We start from the raw sequence: 20,136 nt of genomic DNA, 5'->3' as shown, positions 1-20,136 counted from the left end.
GAGAAAAAAGGGGCTACATTATGACGCCCCAACGCGTAACCGGCAATGAGCGCCTGTCGTGGGAGCCAAAGCCCGTGCTCATGCCCTTTCCGAGCCTGACAGCACGCACCGGCACCGGTACAATCGGTCTCTTTGCCGCAACGCTTGGAGTGCAATCTCCCGTGTCAGTTCTGCGCCTACCGCAAATGTCGGCCACGGCCGGCAAACAAACCTGGGGCAACCTGCCCGGTGCCGCCCTCAGCCTTGCCATCGCCGAGGCCGCCAGCAGTGCTGGCCGCTTCACCCTGCTGCTGACCGCCGACAGCCAGGCTGCCGACCGTCTGGAGCAGGAGCTGCGCTTCTTTGCACCCGGCCTACCGGTGCTGCCGTTCCCGGACTGGGAAACCCTGCCCTACGACCTGTTCTCACCACACCAGGACATCATTTCCCAGCGCATCGCCAGCCTCTACCGGCTGCCAGAGTTGAGCCATGGCATCCTCGTGGTGCCGATCACCACGGCCTTACACCGTCTGGCCCCAACGCGCTTCCTGCTCGGCAGCAGCCTGGTGCTGGATGTCGGCCAGACGATCGACGTAGAACAGATGCGCTCACGGCTGGAGGCCACTGGCTACCGCTGCGTCGACACGGTCTACGAGCATGGCGAGTTCGCCGTGCGCGGCGCGCTGATCGACCTGTTCCCGATGGGCAGCAAGCTGCCCTACCGTATCGACCTGTTCGACGACGAGATCGAGACCCTGCGTACCTTCGACCCGGAGACCCAGCGCTCGATCGACAAGGTCGACTCGATCCGTCTGCTGCCGGCACGCGAATTCCCCATGCAGAAAGAGGAAGTGACGCGCTTCAAGGCACGCTTCCGAGAACGTTTCGATGTCGACTTCCGCCGCAGCGCGATCTTCCAGGACCTGGCCAGCGGCATCATCCCCGCCGGGATCGAGTACTACCTGCCGCTGTTCTTCGAAGAAACCTCGACACTGTTCGACTACCTGCCAAGCGACACCCAGGTGTTCTCGCTGCCGGGCGTCGAGCAGGCTGCCGAGCACTTCTGGAACGACGTGCGCGGGCGTTACGAAGACCGCCGCGGCGACCTGAGCCGTCCACTGCTGCCGCCTTCTGAACTGTTCCTGCCAGTGGAGGACTGCTTCGCCCAGCTTAAACAGTGGCCGCGCGTGGTGGTCAGTGCCGAGGATGTCGAGCCTGGCGTCGGCCGCGAGCGCTTTCCCGCCCGCACCCTGCCCAACCTGGCCATCGAAGCCAAGGCCAACCAGCCGCTGGCGGCGCTGTCCGACTTCCTCGACCAGTTCAGCGGCCGGGTGCTGTTCACCGCCGAATCGGCGGGCCGTCGCGAGGTGCTGCTGGAGCTGCTCGAGCGCCTCAAGCTGAGGCCACACACAGTCGAGGGCTGGGCGGACTTCATCACTGGCAGCCAGCGCCTGGCGATCACCATCGCCCCGCTGGACGAAGGCCTGCTACTCGAAGACCCGGCCATCGCCCTGGTCGCCGAAAGCCCGCTGTTCGGGCAGCGCGTGATGCAGCGCCGGCGCCGCGACAAGCGCGGCGAGGCCGCCAATGATGCGGTGATCAAAAACCTTACCGAACTGCGTGAAGGCGCGCCGGTGGTGCACATCGACCATGGCGTGGGCCGCTACCTGGGCCTGGCCACGCTGGAGATCGACGGCCAGGCCGCGGAGTTCCTGACCCTGGAATACGCCGAGGGCGCCAAGCTTTACGTCCCGGTGGCCAACCTGCACCTGATTGCCCGCTACACCGGCAGCGATGACGCCCTGGCGCCGCTGCACCGGCTCGGCTCGGAAGCCTGGCAGAAGGCCAAGCGCAAAGCCGCCGAACAGGTCCGCGACGTGGCCGCCGAGCTGCTCGACATCTACGCCCGCCGAGCCGCGCGCAAGGGTTACGCATTCGCCGACCCGGCTGCCGACTATGCCACCTTCAGCGCCGGCTTCCCCTTCGAGGAAACCCCCGACCAGCAGAACGCCATCGAAGCGGTGCGCGCCGACATGCTCGCCGCCAAGCCGATGGACCGCCTGGTGTGCGGCGACGTCGGCTTCGGCAAGACCGAGGTCGCCATGCGCGCGGCTTTCATCGCCGTGCACAGCGGCCGCCAGGTAGCGGTGCTGGTGCCTACCACCCTGCTTGCCCAGCAGCACTACAACAGCTTCCGCGACCGCTTCGCCGACTGGCCGGTAACGGTCGAGGTGATGAGCCGCTTCAAATCGGCCAAGGAAGTGGCCAGCGCCGCAGCGGACCTGGCCGAAGGCAAGATCGACATCCTGATCGGCACGCACAAACTGCTGCAGGACGATGTGCGCTTCAAGGACCTGGGCCTGGTGGTAATCGACGAAGAGCACCGCTTTGGCGTACGCCAGAAGGAACAGCTCAAGGCCCTGCGCAGCGAGGTGGACATCCTCACCCTGACCGCCACACCGATTCCGCGAACGCTGAACATGGCCGTGGCCGGCATGCGTGACCTGTCCATCATCGCCACACCGCCGGCACGGCGCCTGTCGGTGCGCACCTTCGTCATGGAGCAGAACAACAGTACGGTAAAAGAAGCACTACTGCGTGAACTGCTACGCGGCGGCCAGGTGTACTACCTGCACAACGATGTGAAAACCATCGAAAAATGCGCCGCAGACCTTGCCGAACTGGTGCCTGAAGCGCGTATCGGCATCGGCCACGGGCAGATGCGCGAGCGCGAACTGGAACAGGTGATGAGCGACTTCTATCACAAGCGCTTCAACGTGCTGATCGCCTCGACCATCATCGAGACCGGCATCGACGTGCCCAGCGCCAACACCATCGTCATCGAGCGCGCGGACAAGTTCGGCCTGGCCCAATTGCACCAGTTGCGTGGCCGGGTCGGCCGCAGCCACCACCAGGCCTATGCCTACCTGCTGACACCGGCGCGGCAGAAAGTGAGCGCCGACGCCGAGAAACGCCTGGAAGCCATTGCCAACACCCAGGACCTGGGCGCCGGCTTCGTGCTGGCCACCAACGACCTGGAAATCCGCGGCGCCGGCGAGCTGCTGGGCGAAGGCCAGAGCGGGCAGATCCAGGCCGTGGGCTTTACCCTTTACATGGAAATGCTCGAACGGGCGGTCAAGGCCATTCGCAAGGGCACACAGCCGAACCTGGAACAGCCGCTGGGCGGTGGCCCGGAAATCAACCTGCGCCTGCCGGCACTGATCCCCGAGGATTACCTGCCCGACGTACATGCGCGGCTGATCCTCTACAAACGCATCGCCTCGGCAGCTGACGAGGAGGGTCTCAAGGACCTGCAGGTGGAGATGATCGACCGCTTCGGCCTGCTGCCCGAGCCGACCAAGAACCTGATGCGCCTGACCCAGCTCAAGCTTCAGGCGGAAAAGCTCGGCATCAAGAAAGTCGATGCCGGCCCGAACGGCGGCAAGCTCGAGTTCGAGGCCGAAACCCCAGTCGACCCGCTGACCCTGATCAAGCTGATCCAGGGCCAGCCAAAACGCTACAAGTTCGAAGGCGCAACCCAGTTCCGCTTCCTGGTACCGATGGAACGGCCCGACGAACGCTTCAACACTCTGGAGGCGCTGTTCGAGCGCCTGACCCCACAGACAGCCTAAGGAAGATCCATGCGTGCCATCCGTTGCCTGACCTTGTTGCTTGCGCTGTTCGCGCCGGCCGCCTTCGCTGAAGGTCTTTATCAGGTGGAAATGATCCTTGTGCGGCAGAACAGCGTGCCGGCCTTCACCAGCCCGTACGCCCCTGAAGACTGGAGCGCCGGCGCCCTGCGCCTGGAAAAGAGCGCAGAACGCCCACTGGCGCTGGAAGATGAAGCCACCCGCCTGCAAGCCACGGCCGACTACACCGTGCTGCTGCACAAGGCCTGGCAGCAGCAGGTCGGCGACACGCCAAGCCGCATCGCTCTGGGTCATGGCCAGGAGCAGTTCGGCCATTTCCCGATCGAAGGCAACCTGAGCATCACCGAAGGGCGCTTCATCGCCGTGGAGGCCAATTTCTGGGTCAACCAGCTCGACAGCAACGGCAATGTGCTCAAAAGCGAGCAGTTCAAACAGAGCAACAGCACCGTCAAGGGCGGCCAACTGACCTTCCTCGATGGCGGCCACCTGGCGGTGCTGCTGAAGGTCACCCCACCAGGCACACGGAAGATGCCGGTGATGGATCCGGAGATGATGGAGCAGTGATGTGACTGAGGGCGACGCACGGCAACTGCTCAGAGCCCATCCCGATTGGGTCGATTTTATCGACGCTGGCGCACTGGCCCGCGGCCGGAAATATGCAGCGCAGGAACGAACGCGCATCCTCTCGCTGCAGGGCCATTCCATCGAGGCGATGTGCAGGGGCTCGGCGGGCCAGATTTACCATCAGGATATCAAGCTGGTGTTGAATTACGGTGACCTGCGCGTCTTTGGGAGCTGCTCCTGCCCGGTAGGATTGAATTGCAAGCACTGCGTCGCCGCGTTGCTGCAACTGGAGCTCGAAGACAGAGACCTTGAGGCAGGCGCAACTCAGGGGCAAGCCGCACTGTCGTTACCGCCCGACCTGAACCAGTGGGTGCAAGGGCTCGAATCGCCATCGCCGATCGCAGCCACAAAGGAACCGGCACGCAAAGGTCCCGCCATCTACTATCGCATTCACAAGGATAGCGAACATTTTCATCTCGAGCCGATCAAGGGCACGCTACAACCTGACGGTACGCTGAAAGTCGTTCGCATCACCTCAATGCCCGAGATGATCTACTACACCCCCCGTTACGTCACGGAGGACGACGCTCGGCTGTTGCGCCTGATCGACGCCCGCAGCAAAACGCTGACACCCGTGGCTGAACTCGAAGGCAAGCAAGGTGCGGAGCTTTTGAGCTACGCCTTGGCAACCGGGCGCCTGCTGTATGAAGACGACCCCACGCCTTTGCATGCCGGGCCGCAACTGCATGCCGAGTTCCGCTGGGTCAGATTGGACAACGGCAGCTACAGGGGCGCCTGGCACCATGACCAGCACCTGCCGCTGCAGGTACTGCCCATCGAGCCGCTGCACTACATCGATCGGCATTCGCATCAGACCGGCGAGCTGCAGCATGATCTCGACCCCTTCATCGCCAGCCAGCTCGCACGCGCACCAACCGTACCTGAACACCTGGTAGTACCTTTGAGCCATCGACTGAACGCCTTGAACCGGCAAGTCCCTACCCCCACCGCCGTGATCACCGAGCAGATCGATAACATCCAGCCCAAGGGCCGGCTGACCCTTGGCAGCCTTGAATTCAGCGCCTATATGCCCAAGACCGGGCGCATGCAGCGCCAGATGCAACACCGCGCCGCCCTATCGTTCGACTACGATGGGCTACGCGCCAGTGGCAGCGACGACAAGCCATTGACCCGACTGGTGGATACCATCAGCCAGCGCATCCGCCGCCAGCCCCAGGTCGAGCAGGCACTGCGCAAGGCACTGCGCGAACTGGGCTTCAAACCCGCCACCCGGCAGAGCAAGGCACTGCCAGACAGCGCGGGAGAAATGCTTCAGTTGCCCGACGACGAAGCCTGGCTGCGCTTCGCCCGCGACGGCCTGCCGCGCCTGCGCAAGGCAGGCTGGGAAGTCGACATCCACCGCGACTTCGCCTTCAACCTGCATGAGGTGGATGACTGGTACGCCAGCATCGACGAAGCGCCAGGACACGAATGGTTCGACCTGGAGCTGGGCATCGTCGTCGAAGGCCAGCGCCACAGCCTGCTGCCAATCGTGCTGCAGCTGCTGCGCAGCAACCCCGAGCTGCTGCGCCCCAGCGAGCTGGCCCGGCGTAGCGACGATGAACACCTGCTGATAGACCTCAACCGCGGCCGGCTGGACGCCCCTGCGCTGCGCGTCGCCCTGCCCTACGGGCGAATCAAGTCGGTCATGGGCACCCTCGGTGAACTGTACCTGCACGAGGACAACGTCGGCCCCACCCTGCGCATGGACCGCGCCGACGCGGCACGTCTTAACGACATCGAACATTTGCCCTTGCACTGGGAAGGTGGCGCCCATGTTCGCGACCTGGGCCGGCGACTGCGCGATGCACGCGACCTGCAGGTCGCGCCACCCGCAGCGCTCAACGCCACCCTGCGCCCCTATCAGCAGCAAGGCCTGAACTGGTTGCAGGCACTGCGCGAAATGGGCACCGGCGGCATCCTTGGCGACGACATGGGCCTGGGCAAGACCTTGCAGGCCCTGGCCCACCTGCTGCTGGAAAAGCAGAACGGGCGCCTCGCCCACCCCGCCCTGGCAGTGATGCCGACCAGCCTGGTGCCCAACTGGCTCGACGAAGCCCAACGCTTCGCCCCCGACCTGCGCGTCCTGGCCCTGCACGGCCCCGGTCGCAGCAAGCATTTCGCCAAGCTGCACGAATACGACCTGGTACTGACCACCTACGCCCTGGTGCCGCGCGACCTCGAGCACCTGCGCGCCCAGCAGTGGAGCGTGCTGGTGCTTGACGAGGCGCAGAACATCAAGAGCAGCACCAGCAAGGCCGCCCAGGCTGTCTGCGAGCTGCAGGCCAACCAGCGCCTATGCCTGACCGGCACACCAATGGAAAACAACCTGGGCGAGTTATGGTCGATCTTCCACTTCCTCATGCCAGGCTGGCTGGGCGAGGTGAAACGTTTCAACCAGGATTACCGTACGCCGATCGAGCGCCACGGCGACGCCGAACGCCTGTCGCACCTGGTCCACCGCATCCGCCCGTTCCTGCTGCGCCGGACCAAGGAGCAAGTGGCAACCGAACTGCCGCCCAAGACCGAAATGGTCCACTGGGTCGAGCTCAGCGACGCCCAGCGTGATACCTACGAGGCCGTGCGCGTGGCGATGGACAAGAAAGTGCGCGAGGAAATCGCCCGCAATGGCGCGGCACGCAGCCAGATCGTGATCCTCGATGCCCTGCTCAAGCTGCGCCAGGTATGTTGCGATTTACGCCTGGTCAAAGGGGTCGAGATCAAGGGCAATCAGGCTGACAAGGGCAAGCTCGGCGCGCTGCTGGACATGCTCGAAGAACTGCTGAGCGAAGGGCGCCGTGTGCTGCTGTTCTCGCAGTTCACCTCGATGCTGGCACTGATCGAACAAGAGCTGGAAAAGCGCAAGATCCGCTACAGCCTGCTCACTGGTGACACCCGTGACCGGCGCACACCGGTGCAGCAGTTCCAGCAGGGCGACAGCGAAGTGTTCCTGATCAGCCTCAAGGCCGGCGGCGTGGGGCTGAACCTGACGGCTGCCGACACCGTGATTCACTTCGACCCATGGTGGAACCCGGCCAGCGAGAACCAGGCCACCGACCGCGCATACCGCATCGGCCAGGACAAGCCGGTATTCGTGTTCAAGCTGATCACGCGCGGCACAGTTGAAGAGAAGATACAGCAGCTGCAGCAGGAAAAAGCAGCGCTGGCAGCAAGCCTGCTCGATGGGGCAGAAGCTGGGCAGTGGCGTCTGGGGGATGAGGAAATCGAGGCATTGTTTGCCCCGCTGCCTGGAAAGCGGGGGCGCTAGCAGTCAGTCCCGGCTATTTCGCGGACAAGCCCCACAGGACTTTCACCGCCTTAAACAGCAGCGAGATACCTGTGGGGCCGGCACAGTCAATCGACCAACTGCGCCTCGCGCAACGCCCCCAGCGCCTCCAGCCAACGCGGCTGCTGGCGATAATCGGTCCGCGCAAACCCCTGCCCGCGCATGCGTGCAATCCGCGGCGATGGCTTGACCTTCAGCCGCTGCGCCGCGCTCAAAGCCAGCTCTGCGGCCGCCCGGTCATTGCACACCAGGCCCATGTCACAACCCGCACTCAGCGCTGCCTCGATCCGATTGGCCGCATCGCCAACCACATGCGCACCAGCCATCGACAGGTCGTCACTGAAGATCACCCCGTCAAAGCCCAGTTCGCCACGCAGAATGTCCTGCAACCAACGACGCGAGAACCCGGCCGGCTGATTGTCTACCTGCGGATAGATGACATGCGCCGGCATGACTGCCGCCAGCTGCCCGCTGAGACGGGTGAACGGTACCAGATCTGCCTGGCGCAGTTGCTCAAGGCTGCGCTCGTCCGTCGGAATGGCCACGTGGGAGTCCGCCTCCGCCCAACCATGCCCGGGGAAATGCTTGCCACAGGCAGCCATACCCGCTGCGTTCATCCCGCGGATGAAGGCGCCAGCAAGCTGCGCGGCACGTTGCGGGTCACCTTCAAACGCGCGGCTGCCGACCACAGCGCTACGCTGGTGATCCAGGTCGAGCACAGGGGCGAAGCTGAGGTCCAGGCCAACCGCCAGCACTTCAGTGGCCATCAACCAACCGCACTGCTCGGCGAGGTACTCGGCATTGGCGTTATCGGCGATCGCGCGCATGGCTGGCAGACGCACGAAGCCCTGACGCAAACGCTGCACGCGCCCACCTTCCTGGTCGACGGCCAGAATCAGATCGGGACGAATGGCGCGGATGGACGCGCACAGTTCACGCACCTGGCGCGGGCTGTCGATGTTGCGGGCAAAGATAATCAGGCCAGCCACTTCCGGCTGGCGCAGGAGTTGGCGGTCTTCGGCGGTCAGCCATTTACCGGCGATATCCACCATCAGGGAGCCTTGCAGGCTGACGGTCATAGGCAATCCTTCATTACAGACTTAAAGAAGCCCACTGGGGGCATGCGGCCTCCTCGATACGCACCGGGCAATGCGCCGGTACGCGCTCGAACAGGCCAAGCAGATCGGTGTTGCGCAGGCGAATGCAGCCATGGGACAGCGGTATGCCCAAGGGTTCCGTGTCGGGCGTGCCGTGCAGATAGATATAGCGGCGGAACGTATCCACGGCGCCAAGACGATTGACTCCGGCCTCGCAACCGCTGAGCCAGAGGATGCGGGTAAGGACCCAGTCACGCCCGGGGTACTGTGCGTGCAACGCCGGCGACCAGACCTCACCGGTCCAGCGCCGCCCACGCAGCACGGCATTGAGCGGCAAGCCCGCCCCAATCTTCGCTCGCACCTGGTGCAGGCCGCGCGGCGTGCAGCCGGAGCCATTGCGCTCACCGGCCCCATTGCGTGCGGTCGACACCGCCAGGCGCAGGCACAACTGCCCATTGGCAAAGCCATAGAGGCGCTGGTCAGCGAGGGAGATGTGCAGAAGATCTAGGTCGGACATGGGCGCTAGCTTAGCCCAAGCGCCCTGCCCCGCCCAGCCTTCAGGCCTTGGCGGTGGTGCTACCGGTTTTACTGCGCGGGCGCAACTGTGCTGCGGCCATCGCCTCGTCGGTGACACCGCTGTCGGCGCGCATGCCAGCGGCCAGGAACGGTACCATCAGGCGCATGACCTGCTCTATGGAGGTGTTTATACCAAAGTCGGTTTCGGCAATGGCGCGCAATGCCTTGATGCCGGACATGCTGAACGCCGCAGCACCGAGCATGAAGTGCACGCGCCAGAACAGTTCGAGCGGAGGAATGCGTGGCGCGGCCTCATTGACCAGCAACATGTAGCGGCGGAACACCTTGCCATACATGTCTTCCAGGTAGCGCCGCAGGTGCCCTTGGCTCTGGCTGAAGGCCAGGCCCAGCAGGCGCATGAAGATCGACAGGTCGTTGTTGCTGCGCGGCTGCACCACCAGTGCCTGTTCCACGAGCATTTCCAGCAGTTCTTCGAGGCTGGGCTTTTGTTCAGGCTTACCTTGACGACGCTCCAGTTCACGTTCGAGGCTGGCGCAGAACGGCCCGAGGAAACGGGAAAAGACCGCCTGGATCAGCGCCTTCTTGGACCCGAAATGGTAATTGACCGCCGCCAGGTTGACCCCGGCCTTGCTGGTAATCAGCCGCAATGAGGTTTCCGCGAACCCCCTTTCCGCGAACAGCTGCTCGGCAGCATCGAGAATGCGTTCAACGGTTTCCGATTGGGCCATGACTACTCCGCCAGACAGACAAACAGGTGTTTGAAACATACGTTTCAGACCTGAGGATGTCAAGGCTCGGTGACTGTGCGGTCGCCATTAGAAAGCCCCGAGCCGCCAGCTGCAAGCTGCAAGAGGGGTGGCGCGCCGCTTTTTCTTGTCGCGTGGCGCTTGCAGCTCACCCAGTACTGTATATAATCCCAGTCACTGTATAAAAAGACAGAGCGCCCGCCATGTTGAAATTGACGCCCCGCCAAGCCGAAATCCTGGCCTTCATCAAACGTTGCCTTGAAGACAACGGTTTCCCGCCGACGCGCGCGGAGATCGCTCAGGAGCTGGGCTTCAAGTCGCCCAACGCCGCCGAGGAGCACCTCAAGGCCCTCGCGCGCAAAGGCGCGATCGAGATGACCCCAGGTGCATCCCGCGGGATCCGCATCCCCGGTTTCGAAGCCAAGGCCGAAGAAAACGGCCTGCCGATCATCGGCCGGGTCGCAGCCGGCGCACCGATCCTTGCCGAGCAGCACATCGAACAATCTTGCAACATCAATCCATCCTTCTTCCACCCGCGCGCCGACTACCTTCTGCGCGTACACGGCATGAGCATGAAGGACGTCGGCATCTTCGACGGCGACCTGCTGGCTGTGCATACCTGCCGCGAGGCCCGTAACGGGCAAATCGTCGTCGCCCGTATCGGCGACGAAGTAACCGTCAAACGTTTCAAACGCGAAGGCAGCAAGGTCTGGCTGATCGCCGAAAACCCCGATTTCGCCCCCATCGAAGTCGACCTGAAAGAGCAGGAAATGGTGATCGAAGGTTTGAGTGTCGGCGTTATTCGCCGCTAAACCAGGAGGCGTCATGCAACAGTTCGTCGAAGCACAACAGCAGGTACAGCTTCCATTGTTCGAAGCCTTCCTCGCCCAACCGGTACTGCCAGGCCTGAAGGCCAGCGAGCAGGCACGCAAGAACAGCGAACCGGACCTGTTCAGTGAACTGTCCCTGCGTGGCGCACCCGAGCATTGCCAGACCTTGCTGGCACCGGTGCTACGCGAACTGAGCGAAGAACAAGAGGCCCGCTGGCTGACGCTTATTGCACCACCGGGCAGCCTGACCCAGGCATGGTTGCGCGATGCCGGCCTCAACCGCGAGCGCATTCTGCTGCTGCAGCCACGCGGCAATCAGAGCGCACTGCAATTGGCCTGTGACGCGCTGCGCCTTGGCCGTAGCCATACCGTTGTCAGCTGGCTTGGTAGCGTAAATGCCACCGCGCGACAGCAACTGTTGCGTGCAGCCAGTGCCGGAAACGCACAAAGCCTGAACATCCGCCTCGGCTGATGTTCAGGCTTTGCCTGTAACCCGAAACAACCTGGGTGTCAGTGCAGTACGCGCGGCCCTTCGTCGCGTTCGAGTTCGCCATCCATGAGGCGCCCCGCCATCTGCACGCCCACGCTCAGCATGGCCTTGGCTACTTCAACGTGTTGCCCCTGCAGGAATACCTTGGCGTCTTCCGAGAAATCCAGGGTTACCAGGGAGCCTTCGTCCTCGGCACGACGCAGTTCGATTCGGCCATCAGGCAACTCGACAATTTCCAGAAAAGACGTAGACATAAAGGGCTGATCTCCGCGAAAGGCCACCATTGTACCAGCCAAGGCGAGTATCAGCACTCACTCAACGCATCACGGAATCGTCTCACCAGGCCTTTGAGGTTGTTGCGCCAGGTTTCCAGCTCTTCACGCGACAGCGCAACCTGCTCGGGTTCGTCGAGATTGACGGCCTGGATGAGTGGCTGAGTGACATCGGTTTTTGCCGTTTTTTTCGCGACCGGTGGTCGGAACAAATCGGCATAAGCGGTGAGCAATTGCGCCAGCCAGGTTTCCCGCTGCCTGGCCAGTTCCAGCAACTCAGCCACCTCGGGAATGGCAATGTCATTCATGGCGTCATCGGCGAGCAATTGCTCGACGCTGGGCGCTGCAGGCAGGCGGTAGAAGCCACCAATCTCGTGACACAAGCCCAGTAGCGCGCCATACAGGTGGAATAGCGCAGATTCGCGCTCGGCCTGCACCAGGCCTTGTGCATTCATGGCCTGGCTGTCGACAGCCTTGGCCATGGACTCAAGGGCAAGGCCGGCGAAGAAGAGCTTTTGGTTGGTGCGGGTGTAGAGTTCTTGGGCCATCTCGAGTGACCTCCCTAAGGCTGAAAGGCGAATACCTGCAGTTTCAAGGATCGGGTGTGTACTTGTCACCAATGAAATGGGGCCGCTAAGCGGCCCCAATCACATCACCGAAACAATCACCGCTTGTCTTCAACCTTCCAGGCATTACCGTCGTAGAACGCCTTCCACCCGGTAGGTTTGCCATCGACCTCGGACTGCACGTATTGCTCTTTGGTCTTACGGCTGTAGCGGATCACTGCCGGGCGACCCTCCGGGTCTTTCTGCGGCGCATCGCACAGGAAGTGGTACTTGGGGTCGATCTCATGCTTGTGCGGCACGATCTCCAGCACCAGCGGCGCACGGGTCTCGCGATTCTTGGGGAACTGGCTGGCTGCCAGGAACAGCCCAGAAGCACCGTCACGCAGCACATAGGTGTCGTCGACCTTCTCGCACTTGAGCTCTGGCATGTCCACCTTGTCCATCTTCGGTGGCGCCGCCTCGCCGCTCTTGAGCAGCTTGCGGGTGTTCTTGCACGCCGGGTTGGTGCAACCGAAGAACTTGCCGAACCGGCCGGTCTTGAGCTGCATCTCGCTACCGCACTTGTCACACTCCAGGCTCGGCCCTTCGTAACCCTTGATGCGATAACTGCCCTCTTCGATCTCGTAGCCAACGCAATCGGGGTTGTTACCGCAGATATGCAGCTTGTGCTTCTCGTCGAGCAGGTAGGCATCCATGGCCGTGGCGCAGATCGGGCAGCGGTGCTTGCCCAATAGCACGCGCGACTCCGATTCACCTTCGTCGTCAGCAGCAATTTCATCGCCCGGCACCAGGTTGACGGTGGCCTTGCAGCGCTCTTTAGGCGGCAGACTGTAACCCGAGCAACCCAGGAACACGCCAGTAGAAGCAGTCCGAATCATCATCGGCCGGCCGCATTCCTTGCATGGGATGTTAGTCATGGTCGGCTGGTTGGCACGCATGCCGTCTTCGGCTGATTCGGCCGTCAGCAGTTTCTTGCTGAAGTCGCCGTAGAACTCGTCCAGCACGTTCTTCCAGTCGCGCTCACCCTGCGCCACATCATCGAGGTTTTCCTCCATGCCGGCGGTGAAACCGTAGTCCATGAGGTTGGCGAAGCTTTCCGACAAGCGCTCGGTGACGATGTCGCCCATCTTCTCGGAGTAGAAGCGACGATTGTGCAGTGTTACGTAGCCGCGGTCCTGGATGGTGGAAATGATGGCCGCGTAGGTCGACGGTCGACCAATACCGCGCTTTTCCATTTCCTTGACCAGGCTCGCTTCAGTAAAGCGCGCAGGCGGCTTGGTGAAGTGCTGGCTCGGGTCGATCTGGATCAGCTTGAGCGCTTCACCCTGGACCATTTCCGGCAACACATCATCTTCGCCCGGCTTGCTCTGCTGAGGCAGCACACGGGTGTAACCGTCGAACTTGAGGATGCGGCCTTTGGCGCGCAACTCGAAGTCACCGGCAGCCACGGTCACACTGGTGGACAGGTACTGGGCAGGCGGCATCTGGCAGGCGAGGAACTGGCGCCAGATCAGCTCATACAGGCGCTCGGCGTCACGCTCCATGCCGCTGAGCTTGGTTGGGTGCGTATTGACGTCGGAAGGACGAATCGCTTCGTGGGCCTCCTGAGCGCCTTCTTTGCTGCCGTACACCAGCGGTGCCTCAGGCAGGTACTGCTTGCCGAACTCACGCTCGATGTAGCTGCGCGCCATGTCCAGCGCGTCCACCGACAGATTGGTCGAGTCGGTACGCATGTAGGTGATGTAGCCCGCTTCGTATAGCCGCTGAGCCATCATCATGGTCTTCTTCACCCCGAAGCCCAGGCGGTTGCTTGCAGCCTGTTGCAGGGTGGACGTGATGAACGGTGCCGACGGCTTGCTGCTGGTCGGGCGGTCTTCACGCTTGACCACACTGTAGCTGGACGCCTTGAGTTTGCTCAGCGCAGCCATGGCTTGAGCTTCGTTCAGCGGCTTGAACGCCTCGCCCTTCTCGCGGGTTACCTCGAAACGCACCTTGGCGTCCTTGGCGGTGCCAAGGTCGGCGTGCACTTCCCAGTACTCTTCCGGGATGAAGGCACGGATCTCGCGCTCACGCTCGACAACCAGCTTCACGGCCACCGACTGGACACGCCCCGCAGACAGGCCACGGGCGATCTTGGCCCACAGCAGTGGCGAGACCATGTAGCCCACCACGCGGTCCAGGAAGCGACGCGCCTGCTGGGCATTGACACGGTCGATATCCAGCTCACCGGGCTGCGAGAACGCATCCTGGATGGCCTTTTTGGTGATTTCGTTGAACACCACGCGCTTGTAGCGGGCGTCGTCGCCACCGATGGCCTCGCGCAGGTGCCAGGCGATGGCTTCCCCTTCGCGGTCCAAGTCGGTTGCGAGATAGATGGTGTCAGCATCCTTGGCCAGGCGGCGCAACTCTTCGATCACCTTTTCCTTGCCGGGCAGGATCTCGTACTTGGCCTTCCAGCCGTGCTCGGGGTCGACGCCCATGCGCGCCACCAGCTGGCGACGGGCCTTCTCTTTCGGCGACAGGGCCGGAGCCTCACCCGCAGCCTTGCCACGCTTGGCGGCCGGCTCTTTGCTGGCGCTGGCCGAACCGCTGGTGGGGAGGTCACGGATGTGGCCGATACTCGACTTCACCACGTACTGGTTGCCCAGGTACTTGTTGATGGTCTTGGCCTTGGCCGGGGATTCCACAATGACCAGCGATTTGCCCATGGATCGGAGTATTCCTGAATCTGAAGATGAAAAACGCGTCAGGTGCCGGACGCGGCACCGCTATATATAGTGGCAATAGAGTGAGGTCAAGCGCGGTCGTTCACTCGTACGCCTTGCCAAGCAGCTCAGGCAACCCTTCTTCGGCCTTGACCAAAGCAAAGCGTGGCACCTGCTCGCCGTCAACCTCGACTGACTCCTGGAACATCGAAAGTGGTCGTACCCAGAAGCTGCAGTCACCATACAGGCATTGGTAGAAAACCATCCACTCTTCGCTTTCGGAGTGCCGTGCGACACTGAAGACACGGTACTCAGGCCCTTTGTAATGCCGGTATACGCCTGGTTGTATCTGCATGTCGCCTTCCCTCTTGAAACAAATTCTGTAAAAAAACAAAAGCCGGGGCACAAGGCCCCGGCTGCTGTCCCGCTACGCGATCAGACGCGTTCGAAGACAGTGGTGATGCCCTGACCGAGGCCGACGCACATGGTGGCCACGCCCAACGTACCGCCATTTTGCTTCATGACGTTGAGCAGGGTGCCGGAAATACGTGCCCCGGAGCAACCGAACGGGTGGCCCAAGGCAATGGCGCCGCCGTGCAGGTTAACCTTCTCATCCATCTTGTCGAGCACTTTCAAATCTTTGAGCACTGGCAGGGCCTGTGCAGCAAAGGCTTCGTTGAGCTCGATGAAGTCGATATCGGCCATGGTCAGCCCGGCGCGCTTCAGGGCTTTCTGGGTCGACGGCACAGGGCCGTAGCCCATGATTGCCGGGTCCACGCCAGCTACAGCCATGGAGCGGATCACCGCCAATGGCTGGATACCTAGGTCCATCGCACGCTGGCCAGACATGACAATCATGCACGAAGCGCCATCGGTAATCTGCGACGAAGTACCGGCTGTGACCGTACCACCCTTAGGGTTGAACGCAGGCTTGAGCGATGCCAGACCTTCAAGGGTAGTTTCCGGGCGAATGGTCTCGTCGAAGTCGAAGACCTTCAGGAAACCGTTCTCGTCATAGCCCTGCATCGGGATGATCTCGTCCTTGAACTTGCCTTCGACCGTCGCCTTGTGGGCGAGCTGGTGCGAACGCAGGCCGAACAGGTCCTGCTGCTCACGGGTGATGCCGTGCATCTTGCCGAGCATCTCGGCAGTCAGGCCCATCATCCCGGAAGCCTTGGCAGCGTGCAAGGACAGGTGCGGGTTGGGGTCCACGCCATGCATCATGCTGACGTGCCCCATGTGCTCGACGCCACCGACCACGAACACGTCGCCGTTGCCTGTCATGATCGCCTGGGCGGCGGTGTGCAGCGCGCTCATCGATGAACCGCACAGGCGGCTTACGGTCTGGGCGGCCGAGGTGTGCGGGATCTGGGTCATCAGCGACGCCATGCGGGCGATGTTCCAGCCCTGCTCCAGGGTCTGGTTGACGCAGCCCCAGATCACGTCTTCGACTTCTTTCGGGTCGACCTTACCGTTGCGCTCCAGCAGCTTGCTGATCAGGTGCGCAGACATGTCTTCAGCACGGGTGTTGCGGTGCATGCCACCCTTGGAGCGGCCCATCGGGGTGCGACCGAAGTCGACAATCACCACGTCTCTTGGATTGAGGCTCATATCAATAATCTCGCTCTACTCTCTCAAAGGCGTTGGCTGCTCAGCTGAAGAAGCGCTGGCCATTCTTGGCCATTTCGCGCAGCTTCGCGGTCGGGTGGTACAGCGGCCCCAGATCGGCGTACTGGTCGGCCAGGGCAACGAATTCGGCCACACCGATCGAATCGATGTAACGCAGCGCACCGCCACGGAACGGAGGGAAACCAATGCCGTATACCAGGCCCATGTCCGCTTCAGCAGCGGTTTCGACGATGCCGTCTTCCAGGCAGCGCACGGTCTCCAGGCACAGCGGGACCATCATCCAGTTGATGATGTCTTCGTCGGTGACTTCACGCTGCTCGAAGACGATCGGCTTGAGCACATCGAGCACGGTGGCGTCGAAGACCTTCTTCGGCTTGCCACGCTTGTCGGTTTCGTAGGCATAGAAACCCTTGCCGTTCTTCTGGCCCAGGCGATTGGCCTCATACAGGGCGTCGACGGCCGAGCGGCGTTCGTCCTTCATGCGGTCCGGGAAGCCTTCGGCCATCACATCGCGGCCGTGGTGACCGGTGTCGATGCCGACCACGTCCATCAGGTAGGCCGGGCCCATCGGCCAGCCGAACTTCTCCATGACCTTGTCGATGCGCACGAAGTCGACACCGGCGCTGACCAGCTTGGCAAAGCCGCCGAAGTACGGGAACAGGACACGGTTGACCAAGAAGCCCGGGCAGTCGTTGACCACGATCGGGTTCTTGCCCATCTTCTTGGCGTAGGCCACGGTGGTGGCGACCGCCACTTCACTGGACTTCTCGCCACGAATGACTTCGACCAGCGGCATCATGTGCACCGGGTTGAAGAAGTGCATGCCGACGAAGTTCTCGGGGCGCTTGAGCGCCTTGGCCAGCAGGTTGATGGAGATGGTCGAGGTGTTGGACGCAAGGATGGCATCCTCTTTCACCTGGCCTTCCACTTCAGCCAGCACTGCCTGCTTGACCTTCGGGTTCTCGACCACGGCCTCGACGACGATGTCGACGTTGGCAAAATCACCGTAGGACAGTGTCGGGCGAATGGCATTGAGTGCCTCGGCCATCTTCGCCGGAGTCAGGCGGCCTTTTTCGACGCGGTTGCCGAGCAGCTTGGACGCCTCGTTCAGGCCCAGCTGGATGGCTTCCTCGCGGATGTCCTTCATCAGGATCGGGGTGCCCTTGACCGCCGACTGGTAAGCGATGCCGCCACCCATGATGCCGGCGCCGAGCACGGCAGCCTGCTTAACATCGTGAGCGATTTCGTCATGGGCCTTGGCTTTGCGCTTGAGCTCCTGATCATTTAGGAACAGACCGATCAGGCTTTGGGCAACCGAAGTCTTGGCCAGCTTGGCAAAGCCTGCTGCCTCGACTTCCAGCGCCTTGTCGCGACCGAAGTTGGCGGCCTTCTGGATCGACTTGATCGCTTCGACCGGGGCCGGATAGTTCGGGCCGGCCTGGCCAGCGACGAAGCCCTTGGCAGTCTCGAAGGCCATCATCTGCTCGATGGCATTGAGCTTGAGCTTTTCCAGCTTGGGCTGGCGCTTGGCCTTGTAGTCCAGCTCACCGCTGATGGCGCGCTTGACCAGGTCGAGGGCCCCGGCCTGCAACAGTTCTGGGGCGACGACGGCGTCGACGGCGCCAACTTTCAGGGCGTCTTCAGCGCGGTTTTCCTTGCCGGCGGCAATCCACTCGATGGCGTTGTCCGAGCCGATCAGACGCGGCAGGCGCACGGTACCGCCGAAGCCGGGGTAGATACCCAGCTTGACTTCCGGCAGGCCGATCTTGGCAGAGGTGGACATGACCCGATAGTCGGCGGCCAGGCACATTTCCAGGCCGCCGCCGAGTGCGATGCCGTTGATCGCGGCAACGGTCGGCACTTCGAGGTCTTCGAACGCGTTGAAGATGCGGTTGGCTTCCAGATTGCCGGCAACCAGTTCGGCCTCGGGCAGCTTGAAGTTGTCGACGAACTCGGTGATGTCGGCGCCGACGATGAACACGTCCTTGCCACTGCTGACGATTACGCCCTTCACCGAGGCGTCGGCCTTGATGGCTTCGACAGCCTGGCGCAGCTCGTCCAGGGTCAGGCGATTGAACTTGTTGACGGACTCACCCTTGAGGTCGAACTTCAGTTCGACGATGCCGCTTTCAAGAGCCTTAACCGTGATGGCTTTACCTTCGTAAATCATCAACTGATCTCCACGATATGGAAGCTGAACTGTACACGCCGATCGCTGGTGGAAAAGCAGCGCTTCGCTGCTCTTGCCCAGGCACACCCGTCAGCGCGCTAGTCGGGATTCTGGATGAGCGTTGTGACATACAAACGCTCAATTCATACGCCCGTTTGATTTGGGTATGCACACATTCTCCGAAAAGGTCGGCGTTGTCAAATGCTCACAGGCACGGTGGAAACGCGACTTTCCGGTCATTTTCTAGCGTCTGGGTATAAATCATGATGACAGTGATTACTGATCATTCATGTCAGCGATTGACGACAAAAAGAAGGCCGCTGCATTTTTCGATGCACACCGCTGCAGGTTGGCTACACTGCGACTGGCTTAAAGAATTTCCCGGCCTGCCTGGCCTTTTCTGCTCTGCAGAAACGACAAAGCGGCAACCTGGCATCTGCCCCTGATGGGGTGCTGCCAAGTTGCCGCTTTGTCGTTGAACGATGTCAGGCTAGGGTTTCGAAGGCGTAGGCAATATCCTGCAACACAGATTTGTCACCCCGCTCGCTCCAGCACAACGCGATCATGCGCTTGTCGGCTTCGACCTTGTAAACGGTCCCCGGCAGCCGCGAGAAAACATCATTCAAACGCGGTTCCTCACACACTTCACGCCATTGGTTCCACCACACACCAGGGCTGACCTGCCAGTAGCACCAGCTGTCTTCATGCCCACGCCGACGCGCCCGATGGTACTGCGGGCAGGGGCTGGGGGGCTCTTTTTCCAGCCAGTGCGGCCACTGCTGCGGCGCCAGTTGCATGGCCAACCCCATGCGCCGCGCCTCCAGGCGCAAGCTCATCTGCTCACCCTGTTTGCGCGACTGGCGCAGCCAGGCAAACGGGCTGAGAATCAGCGCAAGGATTGACACCACCAGCAATACCGTCATATCTGTAGATCCCATAAAGCGTTGCAAATGAGCGGGTTACTCGGTTTCACGCAAGACCCGCCCGAAGCGACCATACTTCTACTATCGCGATTGTCAGGAGTACAGCTCATGCCTTACGAACATCTTCTGGTCGCCGTCGACCTCACCGAAGAGTGCGACCCGGTGATCAAGCGTGCCATGAAGCTCGCCGAGCCCACAGGCGCCAAGGTCTCGCTGGTGCATATCGTCGAACCCATGGCCATGGCATTTGGCGGTGACGTGCCAATGGACCTGTCGCAGCTGCAACAGCAACAGTTCGATCAGGCCAAGGAGCGCATGGAACGCCTGTTCAACAAGTACCCCGAGATCAACCGCGGTGATTCTCACCTGACCTATGGCCAACCGCGCCAAGAGATCCACCAGTTGGCCAAGGAGCAGAACTGCGATCTGATCGTGGTTGGCAGCCATGGCCGCCATGGCCTGGCATTGCTGCTGGGCTCAACGGCCAATGACGTGCTGCATGGCGCGCCGTGCGATGTACTGGCGGTGCGGTTGCAGAAGAAAGAATGACTCAGCCTGTCCGGCCTCACCTACGTGCAGCAGGGCCAGCAGAAGAACATCGGCCTGGAACTGGGCGCCAGCGGCTGGGTAAC

General features: G+C 62.0%; 16 protein-coding genes. 6 read left to right on the top strand and 10 right to left on the bottom strand.

The window, feature by feature from the left end; all coding sequences use genetic code 11:
• Nucleotides 1-185 precede the first annotated feature (185 nt).
• Genes mfd through ACW4TB_RS23315 form a run of 3 tightly spaced genes read left to right on the top strand, consistent with a single transcriptional unit; the run spans nucleotide 186 to nucleotide 7,521 of the window.
• A complete protein-coding gene (gene mfd, locus ACW4TB_RS23325) occupies nucleotides 186-3,611 on the top strand; it encodes a transcription-repair coupling factor (RefSeq protein ID WP_455843089.1) in 3,426 nt (1,141 codons plus the stop codon).
• A gap of 9 nt (nucleotides 3,612-3,620) precedes the next feature.
• On the top strand, nucleotides 3,621-4,193 hold the full coding sequence (locus ACW4TB_RS23320; protein WP_012313569.1) for a CsiV family protein: 573 nt from the start codon (nucleotides 3,621-3,623) through the stop codon (nucleotides 4,191-4,193).
• Between the two features lies 1 nt (nucleotide 4,194).
• The gene (locus ACW4TB_RS23315) at nucleotides 4,195-7,521 is read left to right on the top strand and encodes a DEAD/DEAH box helicase (protein WP_279930511.1); all 3,327 of its coding nucleotides are present in this window, start codon (nucleotides 4,195-4,197) and stop codon (nucleotides 7,519-7,521) included.
• An 86-nt stretch (nucleotides 7,522-7,607) separates the two neighbouring features.
• On the opposite strand, the gene nagZ is transcribed toward ACW4TB_RS23315, so the two are convergent.
• The 3 genes from nagZ to ACW4TB_RS23300 are packed head-to-tail and all read right to left on the bottom strand — an operon-like array spanning nucleotide 7,608 to nucleotide 9,901.
• A complete protein-coding gene (gene nagZ / locus ACW4TB_RS23310) occupies nucleotides 7,608-8,618 on the bottom strand; it encodes a beta-N-acetylhexosaminidase (protein ID WP_012313567.1) in 1,011 nt (336 codons plus the stop codon).
• A gap of 13 nt (nucleotides 8,619-8,631) precedes the next feature.
• Nucleotides 8,632-9,153: a L,D-transpeptidase gene (locus tag ACW4TB_RS23305; RefSeq protein WP_279930509.1), complete on the bottom strand. Its 522-nt coding sequence runs from the start codon at nucleotides 9,151-9,153 to the stop codon at nucleotides 8,632-8,634.
• A 40-nt stretch (nucleotides 9,154-9,193) separates the two neighbouring features.
• Nucleotides 9,194-9,901, bottom strand: coding sequence for a TetR/AcrR family transcriptional regulator (locus ACW4TB_RS23300; RefSeq protein ID WP_012313565.1), 708 nt, complete (start codon nucleotides 9,899-9,901; stop codon nucleotides 9,194-9,196).
• 221 nt (nucleotides 9,902-10,122) lie between these two features.
• Here ACW4TB_RS23300 and lexA point away from each other — a divergent pair, with 221 nt between their 5' ends.
• Both lexA and sulA read left to right on the top strand, forming a co-directional pair.
• Nucleotides 10,123-10,731 (top strand): transcriptional repressor LexA, encoded by a 609-nt coding sequence (lexA, locus tag ACW4TB_RS23295; RefSeq protein ID WP_012313564.1) that lies wholly within the window; start codon nucleotides 10,123-10,125, stop codon nucleotides 10,729-10,731.
• 13 nt (nucleotides 10,732-10,744) lie between these two features.
• Nucleotides 10,745-11,221 carry an SOS-induced cell division inhibitor SulA gene (gene sulA / locus ACW4TB_RS23290; protein WP_254467421.1) on the top strand — a complete coding sequence of 159 codons (477 nt, stop codon included), beginning with the start codon at nucleotides 10,745-10,747 and terminating at the stop codon, nucleotides 11,219-11,221.
• Between the two features lie 38 nt (nucleotides 11,222-11,259).
• Here sulA and ACW4TB_RS23285 read toward each other — a convergent pair whose 3' ends face one another.
• From ACW4TB_RS23285 to ACW4TB_RS23255, 7 genes are all read right to left on the bottom strand, one after another.
• Nucleotides 11,260-11,493 (bottom strand): hypothetical protein, encoded by a 234-nt coding sequence (locus ACW4TB_RS23285; RefSeq protein WP_003248777.1) that lies wholly within the window; start codon nucleotides 11,491-11,493, stop codon nucleotides 11,260-11,262.
• A 50-nt stretch (nucleotides 11,494-11,543) separates the two neighbouring features.
• Complete coding sequence (locus ACW4TB_RS23280; RefSeq protein ID WP_254467420.1) at nucleotides 11,544-12,059, bottom strand: DUF6586 family protein; 516 nt, start codon at nucleotides 12,057-12,059, stop codon at nucleotides 11,544-11,546.
• Between the two features lie 116 nt (nucleotides 12,060-12,175).
• Nucleotides 12,176-14,785: a type I DNA topoisomerase gene (gene topA, locus ACW4TB_RS23275; protein WP_254467419.1), complete on the bottom strand. Its 2,610-nt coding sequence runs from the start codon at nucleotides 14,783-14,785 to the stop codon at nucleotides 12,176-12,178.
• A gap of 100 nt (nucleotides 14,786-14,885) precedes the next feature.
• Nucleotides 14,886-15,137: a DUF1653 domain-containing protein gene (locus ACW4TB_RS23270; RefSeq protein WP_279930503.1), complete on the bottom strand. Its 252-nt coding sequence runs from the start codon at nucleotides 15,135-15,137 to the stop codon at nucleotides 14,886-14,888.
• An 80-nt stretch (nucleotides 15,138-15,217) separates the two neighbouring features.
• Complete coding sequence (gene fadA / locus ACW4TB_RS23265; protein WP_003248768.1) at nucleotides 15,218-16,393, bottom strand: acetyl-CoA C-acyltransferase FadA; 1,176 nt, start codon at nucleotides 16,391-16,393, stop codon at nucleotides 15,218-15,220.
• A gap of 40 nt (nucleotides 16,394-16,433) precedes the next feature.
• On the bottom strand, nucleotides 16,434-18,581 hold the full coding sequence (gene fadB, locus ACW4TB_RS23260; protein WP_012313559.1) for a fatty acid oxidation complex subunit alpha FadB: 2,148 nt from the start codon (nucleotides 18,579-18,581) through the stop codon (nucleotides 16,434-16,436).
• A gap of 485 nt (nucleotides 18,582-19,066) precedes the next feature.
• Entirely contained in the window at nucleotides 19,067-19,504 is a 438-nt protein-coding gene (locus tag ACW4TB_RS23255; protein WP_012313558.1) for a hypothetical protein, read from the bottom strand.
• Nucleotides 19,505-19,612: 108 nt separating this feature from the next.
• Between ACW4TB_RS23255 and ACW4TB_RS23250 the strand changes: the two genes are divergently transcribed.
• Complete coding sequence (locus ACW4TB_RS23250; protein ID WP_012313557.1) at nucleotides 19,613-20,053, top strand: universal stress protein; 441 nt, start codon at nucleotides 19,613-19,615, stop codon at nucleotides 20,051-20,053.
• The last annotated feature ends 83 nt before the right edge of the window (nucleotides 20,054-20,136 follow it).

This window comes from Lelliottia jeotgali (assembly GCF_977070485.1).
The sequence above is the reverse complement of the archived record's forward strand: the minus strand, read 5'-3'. Positions and strand labels throughout refer to the sequence as shown.

What these genes read in the sequence shown, in the direction of transcription:
- nagZ (WP_012313567.1), bottom strand. Translation starts at nt 8,618, where the DNA reads ATGACCGTCAGCCTGCAAGGCTCCCTGATGGTGGATATCGCCGGTAAA.
- mfd (WP_455843089.1), top strand. Translation starts at nt 186, where the DNA reads ATGTCGGCCACGGCCGGCAAACAAACCTGGGGCAACCTGCCCGGTGCC.
- ACW4TB_RS23270 (WP_279930503.1), bottom strand. Translation starts at nt 15,137, where the DNA reads ATGCAGATACAACCAGGCGTATACCGGCATTACAAAGGGCCTGAGTAC.
- ACW4TB_RS23280 (WP_254467420.1), bottom strand. Translation starts at nt 12,059, where the DNA reads ATGGCCCAAGAACTCTACACCCGCACCAACCAAAAGCTCTTCTTCGCC.
- ACW4TB_RS23300 (WP_012313565.1), bottom strand. Translation starts at nt 9,901, where the DNA reads ATGGCCCAATCGGAAACCGTTGAACGCATTCTCGATGCTGCCGAGCAG.
- lexA (WP_012313564.1), top strand. Translation starts at nt 10,123, where the DNA reads ATGTTGAAATTGACGCCCCGCCAAGCCGAAATCCTGGCCTTCATCAAA.
- fadB (WP_012313559.1), bottom strand. Translation starts at nt 18,581, where the DNA reads ATGATTTACGAAGGTAAAGCCATCACGGTTAAGGCTCTTGAAAGCGGC.
- fadA (WP_003248768.1), bottom strand. Translation starts at nt 16,393, where the DNA reads ATGAGCCTCAATCCAAGAGACGTGGTGATTGTCGACTTCGGTCGCACC.
- ACW4TB_RS23285 (WP_003248777.1), bottom strand. Translation starts at nt 11,493, where the DNA reads ATGTCTACGTCTTTTCTGGAAATTGTCGAGTTGCCTGATGGCCGAATC.
- ACW4TB_RS23250 (WP_012313557.1), top strand. Translation starts at nt 19,613, where the DNA reads ATGCCTTACGAACATCTTCTGGTCGCCGTCGACCTCACCGAAGAGTGC.
- topA (WP_254467419.1), bottom strand. Translation starts at nt 14,785, where the DNA reads ATGGGCAAATCGCTGGTCATTGTGGAATCCCCGGCCAAGGCCAAGACC.
- ACW4TB_RS23255 (WP_012313558.1), bottom strand. Translation starts at nt 19,504, where the DNA reads ATGACGGTATTGCTGGTGGTGTCAATCCTTGCGCTGATTCTCAGCCCG.
- ACW4TB_RS23320 (WP_012313569.1), top strand. Translation starts at nt 3,621, where the DNA reads ATGCGTGCCATCCGTTGCCTGACCTTGTTGCTTGCGCTGTTCGCGCCG.
- sulA (WP_254467421.1), top strand. Translation starts at nt 10,745, where the DNA reads ATGCAACAGTTCGTCGAAGCACAACAGCAGGTACAGCTTCCATTGTTC.
- ACW4TB_RS23305 (WP_279930509.1), bottom strand. Translation starts at nt 9,153, where the DNA reads ATGTCCGACCTAGATCTTCTGCACATCTCCCTCGCTGACCAGCGCCTC.